Below are 17,163 nucleotides of genomic sequence, written 5' to 3' on the forward strand. Positions count from 1 at the left end.
CTTGCGGCGTCAGGACTGCAGGGTTGTGGCGAGGGTGTCCAGATAGTCGGCAATCTCGGCAATCACCGAAGAGAGATCCGGCGCGATCAGGCGGTTCCTGCGCAGGAAGGCGCGCCACTGGGTCTGCTTCTGGGTATCTGCGGCGAACGACTGAGTCAGTCCGTAGGGCAGGGGCGTTGGCGCCGGGGTCCTTCGTCGATCAAACGTCGCGCCAATGGCCGCAATGAGGTGCGGGCGATCCATGGCGTCTTCGCGGATCAGTGCCAGCAAGTCGAAGTAGTCCTTCATCCTGCTGTTAGCGATGCCCAGTGCCGCTATGGCCTCCAACTTCTCGGCAAACACGGTTTCGCGCGGATAGACGTGCAGGCACGGTGGAGGAAAGCCATCGAGCATCACCGGGTAGGTGATTTCCTGCGGTGGAGGAATCACCGCGTCGCCAAACCCCACGTCCCACTGTACGTGGCAGCGCGATCGACCAAGATGTGCTATCAGGCGCATTCGCAGCCCCTCATACTCCGCTTCTTCGCGGGTGGCCTCGATGGCGATGCTGCGTGGGTCGAAGCACAGGCCGTCGTCGCCCGCTATTGCGCAGAGCGACCGTGCGATGTGCAGCAGATGGCCGGGATGTGCAGAGCCGAATCGCAGAAAGTCGGCATCCCGCGTGGGACGGTGGGGCGCGTCGAACCACACTGCAAACAACATGGCCCCCTTCAGCAGGAACTGGTCGCGGTATCGGGAAGCGGAGAGCCGGTAGAGCAGGCGCTCAACGGCGAACCGGTCCAGAACGAACTGAAAGTCCTCGCCTCGGCTGCGCGCGAGATCAAGCAGCCGTTGCCGGATGGAAGCAACGCGCCGGGGAAGCGTTGGAGAGTGGGTCACGCCAAGGCATCGAGGTACGGTCTCATCAGTCTGGCAACGCGGCAGATCCGCGCATACTCCATCAACGCATCCGGGGTGGTTGCACGGCTGTGAAGCGCGTCACGCAGGGCTTCAAGTGCGACATCAAGTCCTACGAGATTGCGGAACTTGAAGCAATCGACGACGGTTTTGGCTACGTTACTGACGTATATGAGACGCCTGCCTACGCGACGTTCTTCCAGCCCCACATTGAGGGTCGTTGCCGACATGCGGACCACACGGAGGGGGGGCCAGTCGATCCGCGGAACGCGGTCGTTGTTGCCGATGGAGACCCAGCGTTCGAATGGCGCCTGGGTGGTCAGGCCATGCAGACTCAGGGCACTCAGCAGGCATAGACGGGGGTGCGGCAGGCGTTCTGCGATGATCTGCAGTCCATCATCGGCGTCGTCGCTGTTTCTTTCCGCCAACGCGTAGACGCCACGGGACAACCGGATCAGTGCACCGGCCTCGACCAGGCGGGTCAGCTGGGCGCGGGCGATCCCGGCAGTGACCAGTTCGCGGGCGCGCAGGGTGCCTGCGCGTCGCAGCAGCTTTCGTGCCCGGGCCTCGGGGTTTCCCATGATGGCATTGTTCCATAACGTCGGGTTTTTTGAATATCGACGGACAAAACGGAACATCGTCGGCTGCGATGACTGGACGGTGCGACAAGCTCCGCACCCACCCACGCGGAATCTCTGGAGCCACGCCACGCGTGGAAGGTTGAACCGGACGCCGCGATCGGCACGGCAGGAAGGGCGTGCGTACGCTAGAATACGCGCTGGCGGAGTCGGCCAGACAGTCGCGTCATCCCTTCGGGGGTGCCGAGGAAAGTCCGGGCTCCATAGGGCAAGGTGCCAGGTAACGCCTGGGCGGCGCAAGCCGACGGAAAGTGCAACAGAAAGATACCGCCTACGTCTTCTTCGGAAGGCCGGTAAGGGTGAAATGGTGCGGTAAGAGCGCACCGCGAGTCTGGCAACAGACCGGCACGGCAAACCCCACCTGGAGCAAGACCAAATAGGGATCCTTTGGCGCGGCCCGCGTTGGATCCGGGTAGGTTGCTTGAGCGTTGCGGTGACGTAACGCCTAGAGGAATGACTGTCCACGACAGAACCCGGCTTATCGGCCGGCTCCGCCTCTTTCTTCCATAGGCATGAACCGCGCATCGGTAGTGCCGGCCGCTGGCCGGCAGCTTCACGATGCCCGCAGCGGCGGACAGGGTGCTGCCGGCCAGCGGCCGGCACTACCTCGACGTCGCGCGGTCCTCAGCCCGGCGTGCGGTACTGCCCGGCCGAAATGAACTGCGAGAAGCGCTCGCACCACACCACGACGGTGGTGTAGTCGTCCACATCCACGTTCGCGGGCACCTCGACCAGGAAGCGGTTGAAGGTCTTCACTTCGCCGATGCGCTGGGCCTGCGCCTTGATCTTCAGGAAGTCGGCCTTGTTGTCGACGAAGTCGCGGACCAGGTACACCTTGTAATCCGGGCCCGGTCCCATCTTCCCGTCGAAGGCGACCTGAGTGGCGCTGACACTGACCTTGCCTTCGGCCCAGTGCACTGCGTCGCTGCCCTTCAGGTCGCGGCGGAAGGTGGTGCGGTAGGTGGCGTCTTTCATGGCGGCCCGTACCGGTTCTACCGGCGGGTCATCGGGGGCGATCAGGATCGGCAGGAGGTAGACGCCCAGGCCGAAGCCCAGGCCGAGGGTGAGCAGGTGGGTGGCGAGCAGGATGAGGATGCGGCGCATGGGGCCTCCTTGTGGTTGCGGTCGATCGCGCGGCGAAAGGCCGGGCGCGACCACCCTGGGAGGTGAGGGCCGACATTTATAGACACAGTGCCGAATGCGAAAAGGACACAGTGGGCCGGCTGCGATGCTGAAACCCCTGTGGCGCGGACGGATCGCGGTCGGCGCTGGAAGCTGAATGACGTTTCGGGCGTGGTGCGCTGACGACGACCGTCACTTCAATGACGACACGCGTGCGGGTAGTGCCGGCCGCTGGCCGGCAACTTTGTGCTGCATCCGAAGATCCAGAGGCTGCCGGCCAGCGGCCGGCACTACCACGCTGGCAATCGAATCCGGCCAGCGGCCGGCACTACCCCCCGCCAAGAGCGTCTGGCCAAGGGCCGTCATGACCGGGTCAGAAAATGACGTGGCTCTGTCCGCTGGGGACACCCTGCGGGCCGAAGCGGCGCTCGTAGATCTCGCCGTGGCCGTCGCCATCGATCAGCAGCACGGTGCTGGCGCGGGTGCCGTAGTCGTCGCCGCGGATGAAGGCCGGGCTCAGCCAGCGCTCGCGCTCCAGACCGATGCCGGTGTCGGGCAGGTCGCTGTCGGCGGGGCGGTGTTCGTCGGCCAGCGCGGCCCAGAGCGGGGTCAGATCCCTTTCGCGCTGCGAAAGGGCTCTGACCCCGTCTTCCTGCAGCCAGGCTTCAAGGGCCGCCATCAGCCGCCGGGTCTTCGGCCAGGGGGCGTCCAGCGCGCCGTTGGACATGCCGTGTACGCCCGGACCGAGGGTCTGCCGTTCGGCAGGATGGTTGCCCAGGTACTCCAGGCTGTCGCTATCGGCCAGCAGGAGATTGAACGGGGCGTAGGCGCCAGCCACGGTCGCCAGGCGGTCGATATGCACGGCCGCCGGGTCGCGGCCGCGCAGGAAGTCGGCCACCAGTGCCCCGCGTGAAGGACCGGTCTGGGCGGCCAGCGGGTCGCGGACGTTGGTGACCACCGCCATCCGGCCCGAGGCGCCAACCCCGGCCCAGCCTCCGCCGGAGCGCAGGTCGCGACCGCCGATGACCGACGTCTCATCCTGCCAGGGGGCCAGCGCCGCCGTCGGACGGGCGTGGAACTCATCACGGTTGCCGGCCATCACCAGCCGCCAGCGCGGGTGGTGCATCCAGCCAAGAGCGAGCAGGCACATGGCTTCATTGTGCACGGTTTGCGCAGTCTGGCGCCGTTTCCGGCCCGCTCCGGATGAATGCGCGGCTGATGTTTCACGCCCTGTCCACGCCCCTGAACTTCCGTTCAATCTCAAAAATTGAGACGGATCAGCAACTTGTGGATAAGCCTTGAACAATTCTCTAAAGGTTGTTGCAAGCCATTGATGCGGCTGGCGATTTCCCTGCTGAAAAGTTGTTGACAACCCTCCGCCCGCTGCTAAGGTGGGCATCAGAGGGAAATCCGGGTGTTTTGTGGGTTTTCGTGGTTCAATGTTTCACCGGGCGAAGGACAAGGTGCAGGCGTCGTGTTCCAGGGCGAGACGGCCATCACAGTTGACGACAAGGGGCGCATGGCGGTTCCCACCGCTTACCGCGACCTCGTCGCGCGCGCCAGCAACAACCGTCTCGTGCTGACCTACAACCCGTTCGAAGCCGGCTGCCTGTGGCTGTACGCAGAGTCGGAATGGGAGCGGGTCCGCGACGATGTGATGTCCAAGCCCAACACCCAGCGCGTCGTGCGCCTGTTGCAGCAGAAGCTGGTCGGCTCGGCCGCCCATCTGGAACTGGACGGCAACGGTCGCATCAGCATCCCCGCCAGCCACCGCGGTGCGGTGGGCATTGAGAAGAAGGCGGTATTGCTCGGCATGGGCGACAAGTTCGAATTGTGGAGCGAGCAGGCGCATCGGGCCCTGATCCAGCAGACGTTGTCTGACGAGGATCTGGGTGATGGGTTGCTCGACCTGAAGTTGTGAGCCGGGGTGCCCGGATGCGCCCAGAAGCGCAGGCCGGTCACCTTCCGGTGTCGCAGTCGCCGGCGGTGCACCTGCCGGTCCTGTACACCCAGGTCCTTGAAGGCCTGAGGGTGATCGAAAACGGACGTTATCTGGATGGCACGTTCGGTCGTGGCGGTCATGCACGTGGCGTGCTCACCCAGCTCGGTCCCGAGGGGCGCCTGCTGGTCATGGACAAGGATCCGGAAGCCATCGCCGTTGCCGAGCGCGATTTCGCGCCGGACCCGCGCGTGTCCATCTTCCGTGGCAGCTTCGCCCAGCTGCTGCAGTGGGATGCGACGGCCGAAGGCCTGGATGGCGTGCTGTTCGACCTGGGGGTGTCGTCGCCGCAGCTGGACGTGGCCGAACGTGGCTTCAGCTTCGGCAAGGACGGCCCGCTGGACATGCGCATGGATCCGGACAGCGGTGAAAGCGCCGCGCAGTGGATCAACCGCGTGGAAGAGCGCGAGATCGCTGATGTGCTGTGGACCTACGGCGAAGAGCGGCAGAGCCGGCGCATCGCCCGCGCCATCGTGGCCCGCCGCGAGAAGCAGCCGTTCTCCCGCACCGCCGAACTGGCCGAGCTGATCGCCTCGGTGATGCCGCGTGGGAAGGACAAGATCCACCCGGCCACGCGCAGCTTCCAGGCCATCCGCATCCACATCAACCGCGAGCTGGCCGATCTGGAAGCCGGGCTCGATGCGGCGGTGGAACGGCTCAAGCCCGGTGGCCGCCTGGCGGTGATCAGCTTCCACTCGCTGGAAGACCGCATCGTCAAGCAGTACATGAACCGCCTGGCCAAGGCGCCGCCGGCCAACCGCCGGCTGCCCGAGGCGGTTGCGTTCGTGCCGACGCTGGACCTGATCGGCGGCGCCATCAAGGCCACCGACGAAGAGCTGGCCGCCAACCCGCGTGCCCGCAGCGCCGTGCTGCGCGTGGCACAGAAGCGGGAGGCCGATGCATGAGCCGGCTGCTGCTGATCATCCTGCTGGCCTGCACCGTCGCCTCGGCGATCGGCGTGGTATTCGTGCGCCACCGCCACCGGCAGACCTTCATCGAGCTGTCGCGTGCCGAGCGCAAGCGCGATGACATCAATCTTGAGTTCGGCCGCCTGCAGCTGGAACAGGCCACCCTGGCCGAAGCCAACCGCGTGGACCGCATTGCCCGAGAGAAGCTCGGTATGAAGTTCCCCGAGGCGGCTGACATCGTGGTGGTGCGCCCATGAGCAAGACCGGCCGCAACCGCCCGCGCAACGCCTTCAACCTGCGCCAGCGCCTGCGCTGGGTCGCGCTGGCGCTCGGCCTGTGCTCGGTGTCGCTGGTCGGTCGCGCGGCCTACGTGCAGATCATCAACAGCGACTTCTACCAGCGCCAGGGCGAGGCCCGCTACCTGCGCGAACTGCCGATCAAGACCTCGCGCGGCATGATCACCGACCGCAACGGCGAGCCGCTGGCGGTGTCCACCCCGGTCGCCTCGATCTGGGTCAACCCGCAGGACCTGCTGCGTTCGCCCGAGCGCATCCCGGAGCTGGCCCAGGCGGTCGGCATGTCGGTGGATGAGCTGAGCAGCCGCCTGTCGCAGAAGTCGGACAAGGAATTCATGTACCTGCGCCGCCGGATCAATCCGGACGAGGCGGAGAAGGTGGTCGCGCTGAAGATCCCGGGCGTGGCCGCGCAGCGCGAGTTCCGCCGCTTCTACCCGCAGGGTGAGGCGATGGCGCACGTGCTGGGCTTCACCAACATCGACGACCGCGGCCAGGAAGGCCTGGAACTGGCGTTCGACGAATGGCTGCGCGGCAAGCCCGGTGCGAAGCGGGTGATCCGCAACCGCAAGGGCGAGACCGTCGAAAGCGATCTGCTGCGCGCCGCCGAGCCGGGCAAGGACCTGACCCTCAGTATCGACCGTCGCATCCAGTACCTGGCCTTCAAGGAACTGCGCAACGCGCTGGTGGCCAACAAGGCGGCCGGCGGTTCGATGGTGATCATGGACGTGACCACCGGCGAGATCCTGGCCATGGTCAACCTGCCGACCTACAACCCGAACTCGCTGACCGGCGCGATCCCCGATACGCGCCGCAACCGCGCGGTGACCGACCTGGTCGAGCCGGGCTCGACGATGAAGCCGCTGACCATCGCCACCGCGCTGCAGGCCGGGGCGGTGACCAAGGACACCATCATCGATACCAACCCGGGTTACATGACCCTGGGCCGCTTCACCATCCGCGACGTGCCGCGCAACAACGGTGTGCTCAACGTGACCGGCGTGATCACCCGCAGTTCGAACGTGGGTGCGGCCAAGGTTGCGGCGAAGATGCCGGACCAGACCTTCTACGACGGCGTGCGCCGCTTCGGCTATGGCTCGGCGCCGCACAGTGGTTTCCCGGGGGAATCGGCCGGCGTGGTGATGCGCCCGGCGCGCTGGTCGGGCACCACCAAGACCACCATGTCCTACGGCTACGGCCTGTCGGTGACGCCGCTGCAGATCGCTACGGCGTATTCGGCGCTGGCCAACGGCGGCAGGTTGATCGCGCCGACCTTCGTCAAGGGCCAGCGCAACGAGGGCCAGCAGATCATCGACGAGAACGTCGCCCGGCAGGTGGTGGCGATGATGGAAACGGTGGTCACCCAGGGCGGTGCCAAGCAGGCGGCCGTGCTGGGCTACCGCGTGGCCGGCAAGACCGGTACCGCGCGCAAGGCCGGCCCCGGCGGTTACGAGCGCGGGCATTACAACGCGCTGTTCGCCGGCGTGGTGCCCGCCACCAACCCGCGCTTTGCCACCGTCATCGTCATCAACGACCCGCAGGCCGGCAAGTTCTACGGCGGCCTGGTCTCGGCGCCGGTCTACCACAACGTGATGGAAGGCACCCTGCGCCTGATGGACGTGCCGCTGGACGACCTGCAGTCGTGGCTGGCCGCACAGCAGTCCGGCAAGGTCGGCCATTCGGCTTCGATCCTGCCTGCGCCGCCGGCCGAGACCGCGCTGCCGGTGGATGCCGCCGCTGAATTCGACGCTGCGCTGCCGAGCGCGCAAGCCCAGACGCCGCCCGCTACGGGAGGCACGCAATGAGTCCTTCGATGTTGCTTTCGCAGTTGCTTCCGGACGTGGCCCTGGCGGGTCATGATCCCGTTCTGACCGGCCTGGTGCTGGACAGCCGTGCCGTGCGCCCCGGTAACGCCTTCGTCGCCATCGCCGGTTTCGGCGCGCATGGCCTGGGCTTTGTCGAGCAGGCGCGCGCTGCCGGTGCCAGTGCCATCCTGTTCGAACCGCCGGCACCGGCCGATCTGCCGGCACCGGCCGATGCGATCGCCGTGCCGGGCCTGCGCGCGCGCATGGGCGCGATGGCCGACCAGTTCCATGGCGCACCGTCGCGGGCAATGGCGATGGTCGGCGTGACCGGCACCAACGGCAAGACCTCCACCGTGCAGCTGCTGGCCCAGGCCTGGCACCTGCTCGGAACGCCCAGTGGCAGTATCGGCACGCTGGGCGCCGGACTTTATGGTGCCGTCGAGCCGACCGGCTTCACCACGCCGCTGGTGCTGCAGATGCATGCGTTGCTGGCCCAGCTGCGCGACGCCGGTGCGCGCGCGGTGGCGATGGAAGTCAGCTCGCATGCGCTCGACCAGGGCCGCGTGGACGCCGTGCACTACGACGTGGCGGTGTTCACCAACCTCACCCGCGACCATCTGGATTACCACGGCGACATGGCCAGCTACGGCGCGGCCAAGGCGCGGCTGTTCCATCGCCCGGGCCTGAAGGCGGCGGTGATCAACCTGGACGATGCCTTCGGCCGCCAGCTGTTCGCGGGCCTGCCGGCCAGCGTGCAGCCGATCGGGCTGAGCTCGCGTGGTACCGAGGACGCCAGCGTGCGCGCCGAGGCGCTGCAGCTTGACGGTCGTGGCATCGCCTTCGAACTGGTCATCGACGGCCAGCGCGCTGCGGTGCAGTCGCCGCTGCTGGGCCGCTTCAACGTGGACAACCTGCTGGCCGTGGCCGGTACCCTGCACGCGCAGGGCCAGCCGCTGCCGCGTATCGCCGAAGTGCTGTCGGCGCTGCAGCCGATCCGTGGCCGCATGAACCGCCTCGGCGGCGAGAACGGCCTGCCGACCGTGGTGGTCGACTACGCACATACCCCGGACGCGCTGGAGCAGGCGCTGGACAGCCTGCAGGGCCACCTGCACGGCGCGCTGTTCTGCGTGTTCGGCTGCGGTGGCGAGCGCGATACCGGCAAGCGCCCGCAGATGGCGGCGATCGCCGAGCGCCTGGCCAACCAGGTCATCGTCACCGACGACAACCCGCGTGGCGAAGACGGCGACGTGATCGTGGCCGACATCCTGGCCGGCTTCCAGAACGCCGATGCCGTGACCGTGCAGCGCAGCCGCGCGCGCGCGATCGGCCTGGCGGTGAAGCGCGCCGGTGCCGGCGACATCATCCTGATCGCTGGCAAGGGCCACGAGCCGTACCAGGAAGTGAATGGCGTGCGCCATGACTTCGACGACACCGAAGTGGCCGCGGCCGCACTGGCGGCCAAGGCCGGTGTTCTAGAGGCACAGGCCGGGGAGGGCGCCGCATGAAGCGCACCCTGCTTTCGCTGATCGCACACTGGGCCGGCGGCGAGATCCACGGCGACGACGTGGCCATCGATGCGGTCAGCAATGACACCCGCAACCTGGGCCCCGGCAGCCTGTATGTCGCGCTGCGCGGTGAGCGTTTCGACGGCCATGACTTCGCAGCCGACGCGCAGGCGCGCGGTGCCAGTGCGCTGCTGGTCGAGCGCCTGCTGCCGATCGAACTGCCGCAGGTGCTGGTGGCCGACAGCGAACTGGCACTGGCCAGGATCGCCACCGGCATGCAGCGTGACCGTGGCACCGAGGTGTTCGCGATCACCGGCAGCAACGGCAAGACCAGCGTGAAGAGCCTGCTGCTGTCGATCCTGCAGCAGGTGGCCCAGCACGCGCACAAGGTGGTCTACGCCAATCCGGGCAACCGCAACAACGAGATCGGCCTGCCGCTGGCGGTGATCGATGCACCGGAAGATGCCGACTATGCCGTCTACGAGATGGGTGCCGGCAAGCCGGGCGACATCGCCTACCTGACCGACATCGCCCGCCCGCGCTACGCGCTGGTCAACAACATCGCCCCGGCGCACCTGGAGCGGATGGGCAGCCTGCTCGGCGTGGCGGTGACCAAGGGCGCGATCTATGCCGCGCTGCCCGCCGATGGCGTGGCGGTGATCAATGCCGACGATGCGTACGGCCGCTGGTTCGAACAGCATTTTGTCGGCACCCCGGCGCGCTGCCGCGTGCTGCGCTTTGGCCTGGAGCATTCGGCAGACGTGACCGCGCGCGATATCCGCGCCGGTGCGCAGGGCAGCCAGTTCACCCTGGTCGCGCCGGCCGGCGAAGCCCGCGTGGTGCTGGGACTGCCGGGCCGCCACAACGTCAGCAATGCACTGGCCGCCGCCAGCCTGGCGCTGGCCGCCGGCATCGACCTGGCACGCATCGCGGCAGGCCTGGCCGAGGCCCAGCCGGTGCCGGGCCGCCAGATCGCCCATCAGCTGCGCAATGGCGCGGTGCTGGTGGACGACAGCTACAACGCCAATCCCGGTTCGCTGGCAGCGGCCATCGATGCCCTGGCCGCCGCGCCGGAAGAGGGCTGGCTGGTGCTGGGCGACATGCGCGAGCTGGGCCCGGATGCCGAAGCGCTGCATGCGCAGGCGGGCCTCCGCGCACGCGCCGCCGGGCTCAAGCGCCTGTATGCGCTGGGTCCGCTCAGCGCTGCCGCCGCTGCCGCCTTCGGCGACGGTGGCCGTCATTTCGCCACCCATGACGCGCTGTCGCAGGCGCTGAAGGACGAGCTGCACGCCGGCGTGCGCTGCCTGGTCAAGGGGTCCCGTGGCAGCGCCATGGACACGATTGTCAAAGCGCTGCTGGCGCAAGGAGAGGAATCCCCGCATGTTGTATGAACTGGCTCGATGGTTGCAGCAGTTGGAGAGCCTGTTCGGGCTGTTCAACTACCAGACGTTCCGCGCCATCCTTGCCGCGCTGACGGCCCTGTTCCTGTCGCTGTGGCTCGGCCCGGCGATGATCCGCAAGCTTGCCCAGTTCAAGGGTGGCCAGCCGATCCGCAAGGACGGTCCGCAGACCCATTTCTCCAAGGCCGGCACGCCGACCATGGGCGGTTCGCTGATCCTGCTCACCGTCACCCTGTCGGTACTGATGTGGGCCGACCTGCGCAACCGCTACGTGTGGCTGGTGCTGGCGGTGATGCTGTGCTTCGGCGCCATCGGCTGGTATGACGACTGGATCAAGATCGTCCGCCGTGACCCGAACGGCCTGAAGTCGCGCTGGAAGTACCTGCTGCAGTCGATCTTCGGCCTGGCCGCGGGCCTGTTCCTGTTCTATACGGCCGACGTGCCGGCCGCGCTGACGTTCTACATCCCGATGTTCAAGTCGGTCGCGCTGCCGCTGGCCGGCATCGGCTTCGTGGCCATCGCCTACTTCTGGATCGTCGGTTTCTCCAACGCGGTGAACCTGACCGACGGCCTGGACGGCCTGGCGATCATGCCCACCGTGCTGGTGGCCTGCGCGCTGGGCGTGTTCGCCTACGCCTCGGGCAACGTGGTGTTCGCCAACTACCTGCAGATCCCGCAGATTCCGGGCGCAGGCGAGCTGGTCATCATCTGCGCGGCGATCGCCGGCGCGGGCCTGGGCTTCCTGTGGTTCAACACCTATCCGGCCATGGTGTTCATGGGCGACATCGGTGCACTGGCGCTGGGAGCGGTGCTGGGCACGATCGCGGTGATCACCCGCCAGGAGCTGGTGCTGGTGATCATGGGCGGCGTGTTCGTCATCGAGACGCTGTCGGTGATGATCCAGGTCGCATCGTTCAAGCTGACCGGCAAGCGCGTGTTCCGCATGGCGCCGATCCACCACCATTTCGAACTGAAGGGCTGGCCGGAGCCGCGCGTGATCGTGCGCTTCTGGATCATCTCCGTCGTGCTCGTGCTGATCGGCCTGGCCACGTTGAAGGTGCGCTGAGATGAACGACCTGTCCCGCCAGGCAACACGCCTAGAAGCCATCGAAGGCAGCTACGACAAGTGGCTGCTGGGCGCGATCATCGCGCTCACCGGTGTCGGCGTGGTGATGGTGGCCTCCAGCTCGATCGCGCTGATGAGCAGCCCGTTCTATTACCTCAACCGCCACCTGATCTTCCTGGCGGTGGGCATCGTGCTGGCGGTCATCGCCGCCCGCACCGAGCTGAAGTCGATCGAGCAGTACAACCAGATGCTGCTGCTGGGCTGCTTCGTGCTGCTGCTGGCGGTGTTCGCGCCGGGCCTGGGCAGCACGGTCAACGGCGCACGCCGCTGGATCAACCTGGGCATTTCCAAGTTCCAGACGGTCGAGGCGGTGAAGGTGCTCTACATCGTCTGGTTGTCCAGCTACCTGGTGCGCTTCCGCGACGAGGTCAATGCGACCTGGCCGGCGATGCTCAAGCCGCTGGGCGTGGCCGGCGCGCTGGTGGTGCTGCTGCTGCTGCAGCCGGACTTCGGTTCCTCGACCCTGCTGCTGGCGATCACCGCCGGCATGCTGGTGCTGGGCGGGGTCAACATGCCGCGCATGTCGATGCCGGTGATCATCGGCCTGGTCGGCATGAGCGCGCTGGCGATCATCGAGCCGTACCGCATGCGCCGCATCACTTCCTTCCTGGACCCGTGGGCCGACCAGCAGGGCGACGGCTACCAGCTGTCCAACGCGCTGATGGCGGTGGGCCGTGGCGAATGGACCGGCGTCGGCCTGGGCAATTCCGTGCAGAAGCTGTACTACCTGCCGGAAGCGCACACCGACTTCATCTTCTCGGTCACCGCCGAGGAATTCGGTTTCCTGGGCACCTGCGTGATCGTGGCGCTGTATGCGCTGCTGGTCGGCCGCACCTTCTGGCTGGGCATGCGCTGCGTGGAAATGAAGCGCCACTTCTCCGGCTACATCGCCTTCGGCATCGGCCTGTGGATCAGCATGCAGACCTTCGTCTCGATCGGCGTGAACCTCGGCATCCTGCCGACCAAGGGCCTGACCCTGCCGCTGATCTCCTCCGGCGGTTCGTCGGTGCTGATGACCTGCGTGGCGATGGGCCTGCTGCTGCGCGTGTCGTATGAACTCAAGCGCGCCGAGCGCCGCCAGGCCGTGCGCATCGGTGGCGCCGAAGACGCCGCGGCCGAGCCGGTGGACGCGCCGGCCGCACCGATGGCCACCGGCGTGCCGCTGAGCGCCGCCCCGGTCGCCCCCGCGCCTGCTGCAGCGAACGCCGCGCGCGGCACCAGCCGACTGCAGTCGCGCATCGAACCGACCTTCGGGAGGCTGTCATGAGCGCGGCCACCGATAGCGTGCGTCCGGTGATGATCCTCGCCGGTGGCACCGGCGGCCACATCTTCCCCGGCCTGGCCGTGGCCCGCGTGCTGCGCGGGCGTGGCGTGCCGGTGACCTGGATGGGTGCCGAAGGCGCGATGGAAACGCGCCTGGTGCCGCAGCACGAAATTGCCATCGACACGCTGGCCATCACCGGCCTGCGCGGCAAGGGCAAGCTGGCCCTGCTGGCGGCACCGTGGCGGCTGATGCGTGCACTGCGCGCGGCTGGGTTGATCATCCGCAAGCGCCAGCCGCGCGCGGTGGTCGCCTTTGGTGGCTTTGCCTCCGGTCCCGGCGGCATGGCCACGCGCCTGCATGGCCTGCCGCTGATCGTGCATGAGCAGAACCGTGCGCCGGGCCTGACCAACCGCATCCTGTCGCGTTATGCGCGCCGCCTGCTGACCGGTTTCCCGGGCACCTTCGCCCAGCGCGAGGAATTCGTCGGCAACCCGGTGCGTGCGGAAATCGCCGCCATTGCGCCGCCGGAGCAGCGCTTCGCCGACCGCCACGGCCCGCTGCGCGTGCTGGTGGTCGGGGGCAGCCAGGGCGCGCGTGCGCTCAACACCGGCGTGCCGCAGGCGATCGCCGCGCTGGGCGCTGACGTGCCGGTGCAGGTGCGCCACCAGAGCGGCGAGAAGATGCATGCCGAAGCGGTCGAGGCGTATGCCAAGGCCGGCGTGCAGGCTGAGATCACCCCGTTCATCGCCGACATGGCCGAGGCCTTCGCCTGGGCTGACCTGGTCGTCTGCCGCGCCGGCGCGTCCACCCTGGCCGAGCTGTGCGCGGTCGGTGTCGGCAGCGTGCTGGTGCCATTCCCCGCTGCCGTCGACGATCACCAGACCCGCAACGCGGAGTACCTGGTCGAGCGCGGCGCGGCGGTGTTGCTGAAGCAGGACGGAACGCTGGCCGACGGCATCGCCGCACTGCTGCGCGATCTGTCCGAAAATCCCGCCCGCCGCATGCAGATGGCGCAAGCCGCGCGTGACCTGGCCAAGGTCGATGCCGCCGAGCGCATCGCCGATATCATTCTCGAGGAAGCTGTATGAAGAAGGCATGCCACCGCGCCTGCCCTGCGCGAGGCCGCGCATGATCCGTCGCCTGCACGACACCAACGACCTGGTGCGCGCGTTCCCGCGCGTGCACTTCGTCGGCATCGGTGGCACCGGCATGAGTGGCATCGCCGAAGTGATGCTGACGCTGGGCTACGAAGTGTCCGGCTCGGACAACGCTGACAACGTGGCGACCCGCCGCCTGGCCAGCCTGGGTGCGCGCATCATGCGCGGCCACTCCGCCGCCAATGTGCTGGGCACCGACTGCGTGGTGGTCTCCAGCGCCATCCGCGAGGACAACCCGGAGCTGATGGAAGCGCGCAGCCAGCGCATTCCGATCATGCCGCGCGCGGCGATGCTGGCCGAGCTGATGCGCTTCCGCCGCGGCATCGCCGTGGCCGGTACCCATGGCAAGACCACCACCACCAGCCTGACCGCAGCGGTGCTGAGCGAAGGTGGCCTGGACCCGACGTTCGTGATCGGTGGCCAGCTGCTGGCCGCCGGTGCCAATGCCAAGCTGGGTGGCGGGCAGTGGCTGGTGGCCGAGGCCGACGAAAGCGATGGCAGCTTCCTGCGCCTGAACCCGTTGATGTCGATCATCACGAACATCGATGCCGACCACCTGGAAAACTACGGCAACGATTTCGCCCGCGTGCAGGCGGCGTTCGCCGAGTTCCTGCAGCGCCTGCCGTTCTACGGCCTGGCGGTGCTGTGCATCGATGATCCGGAAGTGGCGGCACTGGCTGCCAAGACCCCGCGCCACGTGATGAGCTACGGCATGAGTCCGCAGGCTGACGTGCGCGCCGAGAACGTGGTGCAGGAAGGCCCGCGCATGCGCTTCACGCTGCGCCTGCCGCAGGGCACCAGCCAGGAAGTGGTGCTGGCGCTGCCGGGCAGGCACAACGTGCTCAACGCGCTGGCCGCCGCGGCGGTGGGCTGGCAGCTCGGCGTTGCCCCGGACGCGATCGCGCGCGCGCTGGAAGGCTTCGCCGGTGTCGGCCGCCGCTTCAACGACCTGGGCGAAGTGACCACCGCCAGCGGTGCCAAGGTGCGCATCATCGACGACTACGGCCATCACCCGAGCGAGCTGGAGGCGGTATTCGCCGCCGCCCGCGGGGGCTGGACCGACAAGCGCCTGGTGGTGGCCTTCCAGCCGCACCGCTACAGCCGTACCCGCGACCAGTTCGACAAGTTCGCCGCGGTGCTGTCCAGCGTCGACGCGCTGGTGCTGAGCGAGGTCTATCCGGCCGGTGAGGAACCCATTGCCGGTGCCGACTCGCATGCGTTGGCCCGCGCCATCCGCGCACGCGGCCGCAGCGAGCCGGTGGTGGTGGGCAAGGCCGCCGAGCTGGCCAGCGTGCTGCCGGATGTACTGCAGGACGGTGACCTGCTGCTGATGATGGGGGCCGGCGACATCGGTGCCGTGGCTACCCACATCGCGGTGGAAGGCTTCAAGGGGGAGGGCCAGGCGTGAGTACGCTGACCTTCCCGCCGCTGCGCGTGACCGACCCGGCCGTGTTCGGCCGCGTCGCCGTGCTGCTCGGCGGCAGCTCCAGTGAACGCGAGGTGTCGCTGGACTCGGGCCGCAACGTGCTCGAAGCCCTGCAGTCGCGCGGCGTCGATGCGTTTGCCGTGGATGGCATCCCGGCGCTGGCCAGCGCGCTGGCCGCCGGTGGCATCGCCCGCGTCTTCAACATCCTGCACGGCCACAACGGTGGCGGTGAGGACGGCATCGTGCAGGGCCTGATGGACGCCTTCGGCGTGCCGTACACCGGCTCGGACGTGCTGGGCTCGGCGCTGAGCATGGACAAGATCCGCACCAAGCAGGTGTGGCTGTCGCTGGGCCTGCCGACCCCGCAGTACCGCAAGGTCGACGCCTCGAACGTGCATGCGCTGGCCGCCGAGCTGGGCCTGCCGGTGGTGGTGAAGCCGGCCAACGAAGGCTCCAGCGTGGGCATCAGCCGGGTCACCGACGAGGCGGGCCTGGATGAGGCCGTGGCCCTGGCCGCGCGCTACGACGGCCAGCTGCTGATGGAACAGATGGTGGTCGGCGACGAACTGACCGTGGCCATTCTCGGCGACGTCGCGCTGCCGTCGATCCGCATCGTGCCCAAGGGCCAGTGGTACGACTACAACGCCAAGTACATCGCCGAGGACACCCAGTACCTGTGCCCGGGCCTGGAAGGCGATGCCGAGGACGAGATCCGCCGCATCGCGCTGGCCGCGTTCCGCGCCGCCGGCTGCCGTGGCTGGGGCCGCGTGGACGTGATGCGCGACCGTGCCAGCGGCCGTTTCTTCCTGCTGGAAGTGAACACCGCGCCGGGCATGACCAGCCATTCGCTGGTACCCAAGGCGGCGCGCCAGGCCGGCATCGGTTTCGAGGAACTGGTGTGGCGCGTGCTGGAACAGACCCTGGAGGCCGCGCACGCATGAACGCGCTGCTGCGCATCTTCGTCTGGCTGTTGGCGCTGTCGGTGGTTGCACTGCCGGTGGTGGCCGTGGTCAATGGCTGGGTCGGCGCCGAGCGCTGGCCGCTGGCGAAGCTGCGCGTGCATGGCGAGTTCAAGCGGGTACCGGCCGAGCAGCTGCAGCAGGTGCTGCTGCCGTATGCGCGCGCCGGGTTCTTCGCGGTCAAGCTGCAGGATGCGCAGGATGCCCTGGAAAAGCTGCCCTGGGTGGAGAGTGCCCAGGTACGCAAGCAGTGGCCGGACGTGCTGGAAGTGACCCTGGTCGAGCACAAGCCGTTCGCACGCTGGGGCACCGACCGCCTGGTGTCCGAGCAGGGCAAGCTGTTCCCCACGCCGAAGAAGCTGTCCGACCTGGCGTTGCCCGAACTGGATGGCCCGGACAGCCAGACCGGAGAAGTGATGAAGCTGTACAGCGACGCACGTGCATTGTTCGCACCGGCCGGCGTCGATGTGCGCCGGGTGACGATGGATGCGCGCGGCAGCTGGTCGCTGGTGCTGAGCAATGGCACCGAAGTGGTGGTCGGCCGTGACGACGCGCGCTCGCGCATGCAGCGCTTCGTCAAGGTGCTGCCGCAGCTCAACCGTCAGGACGCGCCGATCGAGCGCGCCGATCTCCGCTACACCAATGGTTTCACGCTGAGCTGGGG

Annotated in this window: 15 protein-coding genes, 1 other RNA gene and 1 pseudogene; 13 read left to right on the forward strand and 4 right to left on the reverse strand. The window is 67.8% G+C overall.

The genetic code is table 11. From position 1 onward, the window contains the following. Positions 1 to 9: 9 nt before the first annotated feature. A complete protein-coding gene (locus tag BLS66_RS07705) occupies positions 10 to 879 on the reverse strand; it encodes a nucleotidyl transferase AbiEii/AbiGii toxin family protein (protein WP_074725578.1) in 870 nt (289 codons plus the stop codon). Then, on the reverse strand, positions 876 to 1,535 hold the full coding sequence (locus BLS66_RS07710; RefSeq protein WP_083348142.1) for a type IV toxin-antitoxin system AbiEi family antitoxin domain-containing protein: 660 nt from the start codon (positions 1,533 to 1,535) through the stop codon (positions 876 to 878). Before BLS66_RS07710 ends, BLS66_RS07705 begins: the two co-directional genes overlap by 4 nt. A 145-nt stretch (positions 1,536 to 1,680) precedes the next feature. Here BLS66_RS07710 and rnpB point away from each other — a divergent pair. Further along, an RNA gene (gene rnpB / locus BLS66_RS07715) (RNase P RNA component class A) lies at positions 1,681 to 2,032 on the forward strand. Between the two features lie 127 nt (positions 2,033 to 2,159). Here the strand turns inward: rnpB and BLS66_RS07720 are convergent. Together BLS66_RS07720 and BLS66_RS07725 are read right to left on the reverse strand one after the other, a co-directional pair. Further along, positions 2,160 to 2,639 (reverse strand): DM13 domain-containing protein, encoded by a 480-nt coding sequence (locus BLS66_RS07720; RefSeq protein ID WP_074725580.1) that lies wholly within the window; start codon positions 2,637 to 2,639, stop codon positions 2,160 to 2,162. 391 nt (positions 2,640 to 3,030) lie between these two features. Continuing rightward, the gene (locus tag BLS66_RS07725; protein WP_074725581.1) at positions 3,031 to 3,807 is read right to left on the reverse strand and encodes an NRDE family protein; all 777 of its coding nucleotides are present in this window, start codon (positions 3,805 to 3,807) and stop codon (positions 3,031 to 3,033) included. Positions 3,808 to 4,131: 324 nt separating this feature from the next. Between BLS66_RS07725 and mraZ the strand changes: the two genes are divergently transcribed. The 12 genes and pseudogenes from mraZ to BLS66_RS07785 all read left to right on the forward strand — a co-directional run. Beyond that, the gene (gene mraZ, locus BLS66_RS07730) at positions 4,132 to 4,578 is read left to right on the forward strand and encodes a division/cell wall cluster transcriptional repressor MraZ (protein ID WP_004143635.1); all 447 of its coding nucleotides are present in this window, start codon (positions 4,132 to 4,134) and stop codon (positions 4,576 to 4,578) included. Between the two features lie 14 nt (positions 4,579 to 4,592). Continuing rightward, a complete protein-coding gene (gene rsmH, locus BLS66_RS07735; RefSeq protein ID WP_049468237.1) occupies positions 4,593 to 5,561 on the forward strand; it encodes a 16S rRNA (cytosine(1402)-N(4))-methyltransferase RsmH in 969 nt (322 codons plus the stop codon). Then, positions 5,558 to 5,821, forward strand: a complete 264-nt coding sequence (ftsL, locus tag BLS66_RS07740) for a cell division protein FtsL (RefSeq protein ID WP_005415286.1) — start codon at positions 5,558 to 5,560, stop codon at positions 5,819 to 5,821. Before rsmH ends, ftsL begins: the two co-directional genes overlap by 4 nt. Beyond that, positions 5,818 to 7,662, forward strand: a complete 1,845-nt coding sequence (locus BLS66_RS07745; protein WP_049406060.1) for a peptidoglycan D,D-transpeptidase FtsI family protein — start codon at positions 5,818 to 5,820, stop codon at positions 7,660 to 7,662. The genes ftsL and BLS66_RS07745 overlap by 4 nt, the downstream gene beginning before the upstream one ends. Beyond that, positions 7,659 to 9,167 (forward strand): UDP-N-acetylmuramoyl-L-alanyl-D-glutamate--2,6-diaminopimelate ligase, encoded by a 1,509-nt coding sequence (locus tag BLS66_RS07750; protein ID WP_057494294.1) that lies wholly within the window; start codon positions 7,659 to 7,661, stop codon positions 9,165 to 9,167. The genes BLS66_RS07745 and BLS66_RS07750 overlap by 4 nt, the downstream gene beginning before the upstream one ends. After that, positions 9,164 to 10,558 (forward strand): UDP-N-acetylmuramoyl-tripeptide--D-alanyl-D-alanine ligase, encoded by a 1,395-nt coding sequence (locus BLS66_RS07755; protein ID WP_053462171.1) that lies wholly within the window; start codon positions 9,164 to 9,166, stop codon positions 10,556 to 10,558. Before BLS66_RS07750 ends, BLS66_RS07755 begins: the two co-directional genes overlap by 4 nt. Further along, positions 10,548 to 11,633 (forward strand): phospho-N-acetylmuramoyl-pentapeptide-transferase, encoded by a 1,086-nt coding sequence (gene mraY / locus BLS66_RS07760; protein WP_033834434.1) that lies wholly within the window; start codon positions 10,548 to 10,550, stop codon positions 11,631 to 11,633. The genes BLS66_RS07755 and mraY overlap by 11 nt, the downstream gene beginning before the upstream one ends. 1 nt (position 11,634) lies before the next feature. Continuing rightward, positions 11,635 to 12,960, forward strand: coding sequence for a putative lipid II flippase FtsW (ftsW, locus tag BLS66_RS07765; RefSeq protein ID WP_049468228.1), 1,326 nt, complete (start codon positions 11,635 to 11,637; stop codon positions 12,958 to 12,960). Continuing rightward, entirely contained in the window at positions 12,957 to 14,045 is a 1,089-nt protein-coding gene (murG, locus tag BLS66_RS07770) for an undecaprenyldiphospho-muramoylpentapeptide beta-N-acetylglucosaminyltransferase (RefSeq protein WP_074725582.1), read from the forward strand. Before ftsW ends, murG begins: the two co-directional genes overlap by 4 nt. Positions 14,046 to 14,085: 40 nt before the next feature. Next, complete coding sequence (gene murC / locus BLS66_RS07775; RefSeq protein ID WP_074725583.1) at positions 14,086 to 15,522, forward strand: UDP-N-acetylmuramate--L-alanine ligase; 1,437 nt, start codon at positions 14,086 to 14,088, stop codon at positions 15,520 to 15,522. Further along, positions 15,519 to 16,481 (forward strand): D-alanine--D-alanine ligase, encoded by a 963-nt coding sequence (locus BLS66_RS07780; protein WP_057494295.1) that lies wholly within the window; start codon positions 15,519 to 15,521, stop codon positions 16,479 to 16,481. The genes murC and BLS66_RS07780 overlap by 4 nt, the downstream gene beginning before the upstream one ends. Beyond that, positions 16,478 to 17,155, forward strand: a pseudogene (locus BLS66_RS07785) (cell division protein FtsQ/DivIB); the annotation flags it as partial. The gene BLS66_RS07780 and the pseudogene BLS66_RS07785, both read left to right, overlap by 4 nt. Positions 17,156 to 17,163 lie beyond the last annotated feature (8 nt).

Origin of the sequence: Stenotrophomonas pavanii (assembly GCF_900101175.1) — a bacterium.
GTDB lineage: Bacteria > Pseudomonadota > Gammaproteobacteria > Xanthomonadales > Xanthomonadaceae > Stenotrophomonas > Stenotrophomonas pavanii.

What these genes read in the sequence shown, in the direction of transcription:
- BLS66_RS07710 (WP_083348142.1), bottom strand. Translation starts at nt 1,535, where the DNA reads ATGTTCCGTTTTGTCCGTCGATATTCAAAAAACCCGACGTTATGGAAC.
- BLS66_RS07720 (WP_074725580.1), bottom strand. Translation starts at nt 2,639, where the DNA reads ATGCGCCGCATCCTCATCCTGCTCGCCACCCACCTGCTCACCCTCGGC.
- BLS66_RS07725 (WP_074725581.1), bottom strand. Translation starts at nt 3,807, where the DNA reads ATGTGCCTGCTCGCTCTTGGCTGGATGCACCACCCGCGCTGGCGGCTG.
- rsmH (WP_049468237.1), top strand. Translation starts at nt 4,593, where the DNA reads ATGCGCCCAGAAGCGCAGGCCGGTCACCTTCCGGTGTCGCAGTCGCCG.
- ftsL (WP_005415286.1), top strand. Translation starts at nt 5,558, where the DNA reads ATGAGCCGGCTGCTGCTGATCATCCTGCTGGCCTGCACCGTCGCCTCG.
- BLS66_RS07745 (WP_049406060.1), top strand. Translation starts at nt 5,818, where the DNA reads ATGAGCAAGACCGGCCGCAACCGCCCGCGCAACGCCTTCAACCTGCGC.
- BLS66_RS07750 (WP_057494294.1), top strand. Translation starts at nt 7,659, where the DNA reads ATGAGTCCTTCGATGTTGCTTTCGCAGTTGCTTCCGGACGTGGCCCTG.
- BLS66_RS07755 (WP_053462171.1), top strand. Translation starts at nt 9,164, where the DNA reads ATGAAGCGCACCCTGCTTTCGCTGATCGCACACTGGGCCGGCGGCGAG.
- mraY (WP_033834434.1), top strand. Translation starts at nt 10,548, where the DNA reads ATGTTGTATGAACTGGCTCGATGGTTGCAGCAGTTGGAGAGCCTGTTC.
- ftsW (WP_049468228.1), top strand. Translation starts at nt 11,635, where the DNA reads ATGAACGACCTGTCCCGCCAGGCAACACGCCTAGAAGCCATCGAAGGC.
- murG (WP_074725582.1), top strand. Translation starts at nt 12,957, where the DNA reads ATGAGCGCGGCCACCGATAGCGTGCGTCCGGTGATGATCCTCGCCGGT.
- murC (WP_074725583.1), top strand. Translation starts at nt 14,086, where the DNA reads ATGATCCGTCGCCTGCACGACACCAACGACCTGGTGCGCGCGTTCCCG.